Genomic DNA, 10,974 nt, shown 5'->3' with positions numbered 1-10,974 from the left:
GGCGAATGCGAGCGCGGCCAGCGGGACGGCGAGCCTGCGGCCGCGACGGGGCAGCGGCGCGTCGGATGCGGTGTCGCGCGCGACAGGCGGCACCGCCGCCGTTTCGGCGGAAAGCGGGGCGAGAGGTTCGGTCGAGTCGTTCATGATGGGTTCGAAGTCGGGCGAGTCGGAGGAAATCGGCGGGTATCCAGTCCAGCTATCCGGGTATCCGTGCTCAAGGCAGTGCCGGCGTGTCCGGCACGCGGCGTGCGGCGGCCGCATCGCGTCGCCGTTCGAGCCACGCATGGACGAAGCCGAACACGACGGGTACGAACAGCAGCGTCGACACCGTGCCGAACGCGAGGCCGCCGATCACCGCGCGGCCGAGCGGCGCGTTCTGCTCGCCGCCGTCGCCGAGGCCGAGCGCCATCGGCAGCATGCCGATCAGCATCGCGAGCGCGGTCATCACGACCGGGCGGAACCGGCTGAACCCCGCGTCGAGCGCGGCCTGCCACGGCGGTGTGCCGCCGGCGCTCAGCTCGCGCGCCGCGTTGACGACGAGAATGCTGTTCGCGGTCGCGATGCCGATGCACAGGATCGTGCCGGTCAGCGCGGGCACCGACAGCGTCGTGTTCGTGACGAACAGCATCCACGCGATGCCCGCGAGCGACGCGGGCAGGCCGCTGACGATCACGAGCGGGTCGAGCCACGACTGGAAGTTCACGACCATCAGCAGGTAGACCAGCGCGATCGCGAGCACGAGGCCGCTCAGCAGCCCCGCGAACGACTGGTGCATCGCCTGCACCTGGCCGCGCAGCACGATCGACGAGCCGGGCGGCAGTTGCGCGCGTGCGGCGTCGACGAGCTTCGTCACGTCGGCCGTCACGCCGCCGAGATCGCGGTCCTGCACCGACGCGAAAATGTCGAGCACCGGCTGCACGTTGTAGTGCGACACGACGGCCTGCTGCTCGGCGCGAGAGAAGGTGCCCAGCGTGCCGAGCAGGTTCTGCGCGCCCGCGCCGGCCGCGGGACCGGCCGCGGGCGTCTGCGGCGATTGCGCGGCGGTCGGCATCGCGATGTTCGCGAGCGACTGCAGCGAATTGACGTCGTACTGCGGCGTCTGCACCAGCACCGGGTAACTGACGCCGTTGGCGGGGTTCAGCCAGAAGTTCGGCGTGGTCTGCGAGCTGCCGGACAGCGCGATCAGCAGGTTCTGCGCCACGTCGCGCTGCTGGAGCCCGGCCTGGATCGCCTTGGTGCGATCGACGTCGACGTTGATCGCGGGTGCGTCGCCGGGCTGCTGGATGCGTGCGTCCACGAGGCCGCGCACGCCGCGCAGTTGCGCGAGCAGCCGGTTCGCGACCGCGCGGTTCGCATCGAGCCGGTTGCCGACGATCTGGATGTCGATCGGCGCGGGCAACCCGAAGTTGAGGATCTGGCTGACGATGTCGGCCGGCAGGAACGCGAAGGTCACACCCGGGAACGCCTGGTTCAGCAGGTTGCGCAGCTTCGTCACGTACTGCGCGGTCGGCCGGTGGTTCGGCTTCAGCGTGATCATGATGTCGGCATCGCCAGCGCCGACCGGATCGGACGAGTCGTAGGTCAGGTTGATCCCGCTGACCGGCACGCCGATGTTGTCGAGCACGCCGGCCAGTTCGTTCGCGGGGATCACCGAGCGGATCCGCGTCTCGACCTCGTCGGTCAGGCGCGCGGTCTCCTCGATCCGCGTGCCGGTCGGCGCGCGCAGGTGCAGCCGGATCTCGCCGGTATCGACCGACGGGAAGAAATCCTGCCCGGCGACGGCGAACAGGCTCGTGGAAGCCACGCAGGCGAGCAGGAACGCGGCCGCGAAGCGGCGCCGGTTCGCGATCGCGGCCGACAGCAGCGCGCGATAGCGCGCGCGGACCGCTTCGAAACGGTGCTCGAAGGCGGCCTGGAAGCGCGCGAAGCGAGCGAAGATGCCGCGCGGCGGCTTGCCGTGCCCCTTGGCGCGCATCAGCACCATCGCGAGCGTCGGGATCAGCGTGCGCGAGAAGAAGTACGACGCGATCATCGCGAAGATCACCGCTTCGGCCATCGGCACGAACAGGTAGCGCGCGACGCCCGTCAGCAGGAACATCGGCGCGAACACGATGCAGATCGACAGCGTCGACACGAAGGTCGGCACGGCGATCTCGCCCGCGCCGGTCAGGATCGCCTCCTCGAGCGGCGCGCCGCGTTCGAGGTGGTGCGTGATGTTCTCGATCGCGACGGTCGCATCGTCGACGAGAATCCCGACCGCGAGCGCGAGCCCGCCGAGCGTCATGATGTTGATCGTCTCGCCGAGCGCGGCCAGCGCGCACAGCGACGTCAGCACCGCGAGCGGGATCGTCACGGCGATGATCAGCGTCGCGCGCCAGCTGCCGAGGAACAGCAGGATCATCAGCGCCGTCAGGCACGCGGCGATCAGCGCTTCGCGCGCGACGCCCTGGATCGCCGCTTTCACGAACACCGACTGGTCGCCGAGCGGCGTGATGTGCAGCGCCTTCGGCAGGCCGGCCGCGATCTTCGGCAGCATCGCCTTCACCTGGCCGATGATCGTCAGCGTCGATGCGCTGCCGGTCTTCTCGACCGTCAGCAGCGCCGCGCGCTTGCCGTCGCTGCGCACGATGTTGGTCTGCGGCGCGTAGCCGTTGCGCACGTGGGCCACGTCGCGCACATAGACGACGTTGCCGCCGACGGTCTTCACCGGCAGGTCGTTCAGCGCGGCGACGGTCTGCGTACTGCCGTTCATCTGCACGTTGTATTCGCGCGCGCCGATCTTCGCGGTGCCGCCGGGCAGGATCAGGTTCTGCGCGTTGATCGCGTTGACCACGTCGATCGGCGCGAGCCCCTTGGCCTGCAGCGCGCGCATGTTCAGGTCGACGACGATCTCGGGCACCTTGCCGCCGAACGGCAGCGGCACGGCCGCGCCCTGGACGGTCGCGAGCTGCGTGCGGATGAAGCTGTTGCCGAGGTCGTACAGCTGCTGCTCGGCGAGCGTGCTGCTCGACAGCCCGAGCTGCAGGATCGGCACTGTCGACGCGTTGTACGTGATGATGTTCGGCGGCAGCGTGCCCGGCGGCAGGATCCGCAGGATCGACGCGGAGTTGCTCGAGGCTTCGGCAATCGCGCGATTGATGTCCGCGCCGGGGTGGAAGAAGATCTTCACGACCGACACGCCGTTCAGCGATTGCGATTCGATGTGCTCGATGTCGTCGACGTCGGACGTGAGCGCGCGTTCGTAGTTGGTCGTGATGCGCTTGGCCATGTCCTCGGCGGAAAAGCCGTTGTACGACCAGACGATGCTGACGACCGGGATGTCGATGTTCGGAAAGATGTCGGTCGGCGTGCGCAGGATCGCGAGCGTGCCCGCGATGAAGATCAGCAGTGCGAGCACGACGAACGTATAGGGCCTGCGTAACGCCAGCCGGACGATCCACATGATGTTTTCCTCGAAGCAGGGCAAGGGCGCCGCGATGGATGCGACGAGCGTGCAGTCTGCCGGTGCCGCGTTGACCCGGCCCTGACTCGAAGATTACGAAACTGTTATCTGCGCGTGGCGCCGCAGATTTCAGGATTGTCATGTAACGGTCAGCGTCGTGCCGGCCGCAGTCACCAGAATGAAGACGTCGGGCGGAGAACCGCATCCGCGGCACCGCCGGCGGCGCATCGACGATGCGTCCTCATCTAACCGTTCTGGAGAGTTTCATCATGAATCGCAGACTGATCGCAGCGACCGCGCTGCTCGCCCTCGCCATCGGCACGCCGGTAGCCGCTTTCGCGCAAGCGTCGTCGTCGGGCCCGACCCGTGCCGACGTGATCGCCGAGCTCGTTCAGGCGCAGCGCGACGGCACCGTGCCCATGTCGAACTGGGACTATCCGCCGAGCCAGCAGACGATCGCGCGCAATCGCGAGCTTTATGCGATCGCGCACGGCGAGCAGGCCACCGCGACCGCGTCGACGCCGGTGCCGGCCGTCAGCGCGCAGTGACCGGGAGACAGGCGATGAAGCGCCTTTCCCGGCTGGCGATCGCCGCGCTGCTCGCGGCGGCGGTCGCGCCGGCCTTTGCACGCGGGATGCCCCAATTGCCCGATGACGACGGTGGGCGCGCGAGCGTGCTGCAAGCGTTGAACCCGGCGCGCGCGGCCGACGACGGTCGGCCGCATGCGGCCGGCGTCGTGCCGAATCGGGGCGGCGAGACGTCGCGCGGTCGCGACAGCGGCATCGGCCGGCGGTTTGGCGTCGCCGGCGATGGCGATGCGCGGTAATCCTGGCCGGCGTGAGCGACCGGCCCGTCATCCGGCCGGCGCGGGTGATGCGGCGAGCACGCCGTGAAAAATACTCGACGAGCTATCGCGTACTGGCGCGTCTGAACGGCATTGCATCGCCGTACTTTCTGTATCCGCATCGGGTACTGGCCGTACCGAAGGCACATGCGCACCCGTCTTCGTCACCGGGTGCGGCAACGGCCGCCGAACCGGTGGCGGCAGGCACATCCTCTGTGGCGGCACCTGTGGGCGCCGGATCGTCCGTCCAAAGCCGGCGCCGGAAGTGCATGCTGTCCGTTCCCGGGACGAGAGCGATTACCCGAAAACCAAGGCGCCGAGTGCCAGGCATGCACCGTGGATGACGTATGCAGAGGAGGAGTGTCGCGTCGGCATCAAGCGCAAGGGAGGAGACGTTTCCACCGAGCACATCAAGGAGTATTTCGGTGCGACGTCGCAAACCAAGGCTGATCCGAATTCCGCCGCATACTGTGCGGCATTCGTGAACTCGTGTCTGCCGCGCGCGGGCTATGAGGGGACGAAGGGAAAGACCAATGCGATGGCAAGCAGTTTCCTGAAGTGGGGGAAGCCGACCAAGGGGAACAAGCCGGTGTACGGCGCGATCGCTTCGATGCTCATCAACATCTGCAGTCGTTGGCAACGTTGGGGGGGAACCAGGGCAACGCGCATGAGATGAACAAAAGCCATCTGTCGCCGTCTTTGGTGGTAGCGTATCGGCTCCCGACCGGCTATGACGCAACGGATGACGACTATCGACTGGCGCTTGTGCCGGATGACGGCAGCACATCGATGACGGGGCGATCCCGGTTACTTTTTTTCTCGAATCTTGATGACAAAGCTATCCAGGCTTACTGCATGCGCATTGATCCTCGTCGCGACCGTCGCCAACGTGACGTATGCCCGCGATCTGGACAAGAGCGACCCTGACCGCGCCCATATACTGGCTGCCATTCACCGGCTGAACGACAGCGAACCGGACCTGAAGGATTACCGCTATTTCGTGGTCGACCTGATCAAGGATCACGATGCCGCCTTCGCATGTATTGGCTTGACGGATAAGGACGGCAGCCTGGAGATGACGGATGACCAGGTCGAGATCATGAAGTTCGCGCTTGAAAGGCGCAACGCGCAATGGGTAGCAACCGATCTCGGCGGCGTGGGATTTGCAGTCGGTGCGAAGCCGGTGCAATCGGATTGCAAGGTGGAAGGCCGTATCGTCAACACGCGCGATGATGTCAATGTCGCGTTGAAGGCAACGGGACACAAGTCGTTATCCGCTCGTTGACCGCGGAGATCGTTGGCGAGACCGACAGGAAAGTGGCGGCCTGCCGGATTTGAGCGCTGTCGCGACGGCTCTCGTCAGGTATTCGCGGAAACCTCCGCCGCGGAATTCACGGCCGCTCCCTTCGACTCATCGGCCAGCGCCCGGCGCTTCACGAGCCCCGCTACCGCGCCGATCAGCGGCACGTCGGCCATCAGCGGAAGAATCTGGCCGAGCCCCAGCCCCGCGCTCAGGAGGGCCGCACCGGCAAATGCGCTGCCGATCGCGCCCAGCCCTCCGAACGCATGCACCAGCTCAAGCCGGTCGAACGCGCGACGGTCGGGTAGAAGCGCGCGGTCAACGCGTTCATGCCGGTATGGGCGCCGGGAATGAATCATCTCCAGGCAAAGGCGAGCACCTGCTGGGGCCGGAACGTCGACTGCATCCCGTGCGCGGCCCGGAACGACCGTGCCGCCAGGCAAAAACTCGCGGCGCTCATCCGGTAGCGGTCGAGGCGATCCATCAGCCAGCCGCTCGCGACCGAGCCCGGCGCGCCGCTCCAGTTCACGAAGCCGACCATGATCGCGCCTTGTGCGCTCGTATAGCCGGCGCCTTTCCCCATCTCCGCCGCGCCGTCCCGCAGTCCGTTTAGGTGTTTATACGTATGCCGATTCCGATATCGCCCGAATCCAATATTTCATTGGAAGGTTATCGGACTTGTTCATAGACTGATGCGGGGCATGCAGACCGGGCCGGCCGCACGCGCCAGCCCGGTCTGCAGCCCGACCCGCATCCCCGCGCCACGCAGAACCACAACAGCGCAGCGGCATACAACGACATCATCGGAGACGGACCATGACATTCTTCAGGAAGCTGACGGCCGGCGCGCTCGTCGCCGCGGCGACGGTGTTCGCGCACGGCGCGTTCGCGCAGCAAAAGCCGATCACGCTCGGGTTCTCGCAGGTCGGCGCGGAAAGCGCGTGGCGCACCGCGAACACCGTGTCGGTGAAGGGCGCGGCGAAGGACGCCGGCATCAACCTGAAATTCTCGGACGCGCAGCAGAAGCAGGAGAACCAGATTCGCGCGATCCGCTCGTTCATCGCGCAGAAGGTCGACGTGATCGCGTTCTCGCCGGTCGTCGAATCGGGCTGGGAACCGGTGCTGACCGAAGCGAAGGCCGCGCATATCCCGGTGATCCTGACCGATCGCGCGGTCGACGTGAAGGACCCGTCGCTGTACGTGACGATGATCGGTTCGGACTTCCTCGAGGAAGGGCGGCGCGCCGGCCACTGGATGGAAGAGCGCTACAAGAACGATGCGGGCCCGATCAATATCGTCGAGCTGCAGGGCACCGTCGGTTCCGCGCCGGCCAACGATCGCCGCGCGGGCCTGCTCGAAGTGATCAAGAACAATCCGAAATTCAAGGTGATCGCATCGCAGAGCGGCGACTTCACGCTCGCCGGCGGCAAGCAGGTGATGGAAGCGTTCGCGAAGACCTACGGCAAGCAGATCAACGTCGTCTACGCGCACAACGACGACATGGCGCTCGGCGCGATCCAGGCGATGGAGGAAGCCGGGATCAAGCCCGGCAAGGACGTGAGCGTCGTGTCGTTCGATGCGACGAAGGGCGGTTTCCAGGCGATGATCGCCGGCAAGATCAACGTCGACGTCGAATGCAGCCCGCTGCTCGGCCCGCAGCTGATGAGCGCGGTGAAGGACGTGGTCGCCGGCAAGCAGCTGCCCAAGCGGATCGTCACGAACGAGACGGTGTTCCCGATGAACGTCGCGGCGCAGGTGCTGCCGACCCGCAAGTACTGATGTCCCGCACGGGCGGCGGCGCGGCTGCCGCCCGAGTCGCAACCGCTTCGCAACCGCTTCGCAACCGTTTCGACGGAGGGGTCATGACGCAATCGCCGGTGGTCGAGATGACCGGCATCGACAAGTCTTTTCCGGGTGTCAGCGCGCTGCAGCGCGTGGACTTCCGGTTGTTTCCCGGCGAGATTCATGCGCTGATGGGCCAGAACGGCGCGGGCAAGTCGACGCTGATCAACGTGCTCACCGGCGTGCATGCGCACGACGCGGGCGAGATTCGCGTCGGCGGCCGGCCCGTGCGCTTCGCCGCGCCGCGCGAAGCCGAGGCGGCCGGGATCCAGACGCTTTACCAGGAAGTGAACCTGTGCGCGAACCTGTCGGTCGCCGAGAACATCTTCGCGGGCCGGCAGCCGATGCGGCGCGGTGCGATCGACTGGAACGCGATCCATGCGCGTGCGCGCGCGGCGCTCGCGGAACTCGACCTGTCGCTCGACGTCACGCGCTCGCTCGATGCGTACCCGATCGCCGTGCAGCAGATGGTCGCGATCGCGCGCGCCGTCTCCGTCGACGCGCGCGTGCTGATCCTCGACGAACCGACGTCGAGCCTCGACGACGGTGAGGTCGCGCGGCTGTTCGACGTGCTGCGCCGGCTGAAGGCGTCGGGCATCGCGATCCTGTTCGTCACGCACTTTCTCGAGCAGACCTATGCGGTGTCCGACCGGATCACCGTGATGCGCAACGGCGAGCGCGAAGGCGAGTACCTGGCGCGCGACCTGCCGGTCGACGCGCTGGTCGCGAAGATGACCGGCCGCGAGCGGATGTCCGATACGCTGCAGGCGGGTGCCGCGGCCGCCGCGCGCACCGCGGGCGACGCCGCGCCGTTCCTGTCGATGCAGCAGGTCGGCCGGCGCGGGATGATGAGCGCGCTCGATCTCGACGTGCGGCCCGGCGAGATCGTCGGGCTGGCCGGGCTGCTCGGCTCGGGGCGTACCGAAACCGCGCAGCTCGCGTTCGCCGCGGAGCGCCCGGACACCGGCGCGATCGAGATCGACGGCACGCGCACGCGGCTTGCGTCGCCGCACGACGCGGTGCGGCACGGCATCGCGTACTGCCCGGAAGACCGCAAGAAGGAGGGTATCGTCGCCGCGCTGTCGATCCGCGAGAACATCATCCTCGCGCTGCAGGCGCGGCGCGGCTGGTGGCGGCTGATCGGGCGCGCGCGCCAGCGCGAGATCGCCGAGTCGTATATCGCCCGGCTCGGCATCAAGGCGCGCGACGCGGAGCAGCCGATCGGCCTGCTGTCGGGCGGCAACCAGCAGAAGGTGCTGCTCGCGCGCTGGCTCGCGACGGACCCGAAGCTGCTGATTCTCGACGAACCGACGCGCGGGATCGACGTCGCCGCGAAGTTCGACATCATGGAGCGCGTGCTCGCGCTGTGCAAGACCGGGCTCGCGATCCTGTTCATCTCGTCGGAGATCGGCGAGGTCGTGCGCGTGAGCCACCGGATCGCGGTGCTGCGCGACCGTCGCAAGGTCGCCGAGCTGACCGGCGCCGATGCGTCCGAGGCGCAGGTGTACCGTCTGATCGCGGGAGGCCAGTCATGACGCCGCTGCGCATGCTGTTTCGTCATTCGCTCGCGTGGCCGGTGCTGACGCTCGCGCTGCTGTTCGCGCTCGATGTCGCGCATCGTCCGGGTTTTCTGTCGATCGCGCTGCTCGACGGCCACCTGTTCGGCGCGCCGGTCGACATCCTGAACCGCGCGGCGCCGCTCGTGATCGTGTCGCTCGGGATGACGCTCGTGATCGCGACGCGCGGGATCGACATCTCGGTCGGCGCGATCGTCGCGATCGCCGGCGCGGCCGCGGCGATCGTGCTCGACGCCGATCCGTCGCGGGTCGGTGCCGCGCTGGCCGCCGCGCTCGGCGTCGGCCTGCTCGCGGGCGCCTGGAACGGGCTGCTCGTCGCGTTCGTCGGGATGCAGCCGATCATCGCGACGCTGATCCTGATGGTGGCCGGCCGCGGTGTCGCGCAGCTGCTGACGGGCGGCCAGATCATCCCGATCGGCGCGCCCGGCTATCTCGCGCTCGGCGGCGGTTATCTCGCGACCGTGCCGTGCGCGGTGTGGATCGCCATCGCGACGATCGCCGCGACCGCGCTGCTGGTGAACCGCACGGCGCTCGGGCTGTTCATACGCGCGATCGGCGTGAATCCGGTCGCGACGCGGCTCGTCGGGCTGCGCGCGGGTGCGGTCGTGTTCGGCGTGTATCTGTGTTCGGGCGTGATGGCGGCGCTCGCCGGCATCCTCGCGAGTTCGAACGTGCGCAGCGCCGACGGCAACAACGCCGGGCTGCTGCTCGAACTCGACGCGATCCTCGCGGTGACGCTCGGCGGCACGTCGCTGCTCGGCGGCCGCTTCAGCCTCGCCGGCTCGGTGCTCGGCGCGCTGATCATCCAGACGCTCACCTACACGACCTATTCGATCGGCGTGCCGCCGGAGGCGACGCTCGTCGTCAAGGCGGTCGTCGTGATCGTCGTGACGCTGATCCAGTCGGAGGCGGCGCGCGCGCTCGTCGTCCGGCATGCGTCGCGGCTGCTGCCATCCGCGCGTTCGCGCGCCACCACCGGAGCGACGCCCCGATGACCCGATTCCTTGGCCGGCTCGCCGACCCGCGCACGCTGCCGATCGTCGTGACGATCCTGCTGTTCGTCGCGCTGTTCGGTTTCGGGTCCGTGATGTACACCGGATTTTTCTCGATGCAGGTGCTCACCGGGCTGCTCGTCGACAACGCGTTCCTGCTGATCGTCGCGATCGGGATGACGTTCGTGATCGTGTCGGGCGGGATCGACCTGTCGGTCGGCTCGGTCGTTGCGCTGACAACGATCCTCTGCGCGGTCGGCGCCGAGCGGCTGCATTGGCCCGTGTGGGTCATCGTGCCGCTCGTGCTGGCGTTCGGCGCGCTGTACGGCGCGGCGATGGGCGCGCTGATCCATTGCTTTCGCTTGCAGCCGTTCATCGTCACGCTTGCCGGGATGTTTCTCGCGCGCGGCGCGTGCTTCCTGATCACGACGCAGTCGATCACGATCAACGAGCCGACGTTTCATGCGATCGCGGGCATCAGCGTGCCGGTCGGCGGCGGCACGCTGAGCGCGGGCGCGCTGATCGCGCTCGCGACGCTGGCCGCCGCGATCTACGTCGCGCATTTCACGCGGTTCGGCCGCAACGTGTATGCGATCGGCGGCAACGAACGTTCGGCGCTGCTGATGGGCTTGCCGGTCGCGCGCACGAAGATCGGCGTCTACGCGCTGAGCGGCTTCTGCTCGGCGCTCGGCGGCGTGGTGTTCACGCTGTACGTGCTGTCGGGCTACGGGCTGCAGGCGCAGGGGATGGAGCTCGACGCGATCGCCGCGACCGTGATCGGCGGCACGCTGCTTACAGGCGGCGTGGGCTACGTGATCGGCTCGGTGTTCGGGGTCGGCATCCTCGGCACGATCCAGGTGCTGATCACGTTCGACGGCACGTTGAGCTCGTGGTGGACGCGGATCGTGATCGGCGCGCTGCTGTGCGTGTTCTGCGTGTTGCAGCGGGTGATCGAGCGGCATGCCGCGCGGCGGCGC

Annotated in this window: 11 protein-coding genes; 8 read left to right on the top strand and 3 right to left on the bottom strand. The window is 67.8% G+C overall.

Features of this window, described 5'->3' with window-relative positions:
• Nucleotides 1-214: 214 nt before the first annotated feature.
• Nucleotides 215-3,442 carry an efflux RND transporter permease subunit gene (locus DPV74_RS33915; protein ID WP_119338775.1) on the bottom strand — a complete coding sequence of 1,076 codons (3,228 nt, stop codon included), beginning with the start codon at nt 3,440-3,442 and terminating at the stop codon, nt 215-217.
• A 269-nt stretch (nt 3,443-3,711) separates the two neighbouring features.
• Between DPV74_RS33915 and DPV74_RS33910 the strand changes: the two genes are divergently transcribed.
• The 4 genes from DPV74_RS33910 to DPV74_RS33895 all read left to right on the top strand — a co-directional run bounded on the left by DPV74_RS33910 (nt 3,712) and on the right by DPV74_RS33895 (nt 5,571).
• Nucleotides 3,712-3,990 carry a DUF4148 domain-containing protein gene (locus DPV74_RS33910; protein ID WP_119338774.1) on the top strand — a complete coding sequence of 93 codons (279 nt, stop codon included), beginning with the start codon at nt 3,712-3,714 and terminating at the stop codon, nt 3,988-3,990.
• A gap of 14 nt (nt 3,991-4,004) precedes the next feature.
• Nucleotides 4,005-4,268 (top strand): hypothetical protein, encoded by a 264-nt coding sequence (locus tag DPV74_RS33905; RefSeq protein ID WP_119338773.1) that lies wholly within the window; start codon nt 4,005-4,007, stop codon nt 4,266-4,268.
• A 358-nt stretch (nt 4,269-4,626) separates the two neighbouring features.
• Nucleotides 4,627-4,962, top strand: coding sequence for a hypothetical protein (locus DPV74_RS33900; protein WP_162923210.1), 336 nt, complete (start codon nt 4,627-4,629; stop codon nt 4,960-4,962).
• A 153-nt stretch (nt 4,963-5,115) separates the two neighbouring features.
• A complete protein-coding gene (locus DPV74_RS33895; protein WP_136470816.1) occupies nt 5,116-5,571 on the top strand; it encodes a hypothetical protein in 456 nt (151 codons plus the stop codon).
• A 74-nt stretch (nt 5,572-5,645) separates the two neighbouring features.
• Here DPV74_RS33895 and DPV74_RS33890 read toward each other — a convergent pair whose 3' ends face one another.
• The gene (locus DPV74_RS33890) at nt 5,646-5,858 is read right to left on the bottom strand and encodes a hypothetical protein (RefSeq protein ID WP_060316247.1); all 213 of its coding nucleotides are present in this window, start codon (nt 5,856-5,858) and stop codon (nt 5,646-5,648) included.
• Between the two features lie 83 nt (nt 5,859-5,941).
• Nucleotides 5,942-6,169, bottom strand: coding sequence for a hypothetical protein (locus tag DPV74_RS33885; protein WP_119338772.1), 228 nt, complete (start codon nt 6,167-6,169; stop codon nt 5,942-5,944).
• Between the two features lie 233 nt (nt 6,170-6,402).
• Between DPV74_RS33885 and DPV74_RS33880 the strand changes: the two genes are divergently transcribed.
• From DPV74_RS33880 to yjfF, 4 genes are all read left to right on the top strand, one after another.
• The gene (locus DPV74_RS33880; protein ID WP_059686211.1) at nt 6,403-7,365 is read left to right on the top strand and encodes an ABC transporter substrate-binding protein; all 963 of its coding nucleotides are present in this window, start codon (nt 6,403-6,405) and stop codon (nt 7,363-7,365) included.
• A gap of 83 nt (nt 7,366-7,448) precedes the next feature.
• Nucleotides 7,449-8,963, top strand: a complete 1,515-nt coding sequence (locus DPV74_RS33875) for a sugar ABC transporter ATP-binding protein (RefSeq protein WP_119338771.1) — start codon at nt 7,449-7,451, stop codon at nt 8,961-8,963.
• Entirely contained in the window at nt 8,960-10,000 is a 1,041-nt protein-coding gene (locus DPV74_RS33870) for an ABC transporter permease (protein ID WP_060084739.1), read from the top strand. The genes DPV74_RS33875 and DPV74_RS33870 overlap by 4 nt, the downstream gene beginning before the upstream one ends.
• A partial coding sequence (yjfF, locus tag DPV74_RS33865) for a galactofuranose ABC transporter, permease protein YjfF (RefSeq protein WP_119338770.1) occupies nt 9,997-10,974 on the top strand: 978 nt, incomplete at its 3' end. The genes DPV74_RS33870 and yjfF, both read left to right, overlap by 4 nt.

Source organism: Burkholderia sp. HAN2018, from assembly GCF_024704855.1.
In the GTDB taxonomy this organism is placed as follows: domain Bacteria; phylum Pseudomonadota; class Gammaproteobacteria; order Burkholderiales; family Burkholderiaceae; genus Burkholderia; species Burkholderia cepacia.
This window is presented reverse-complemented; position numbering and strand designations above follow the sequence as displayed.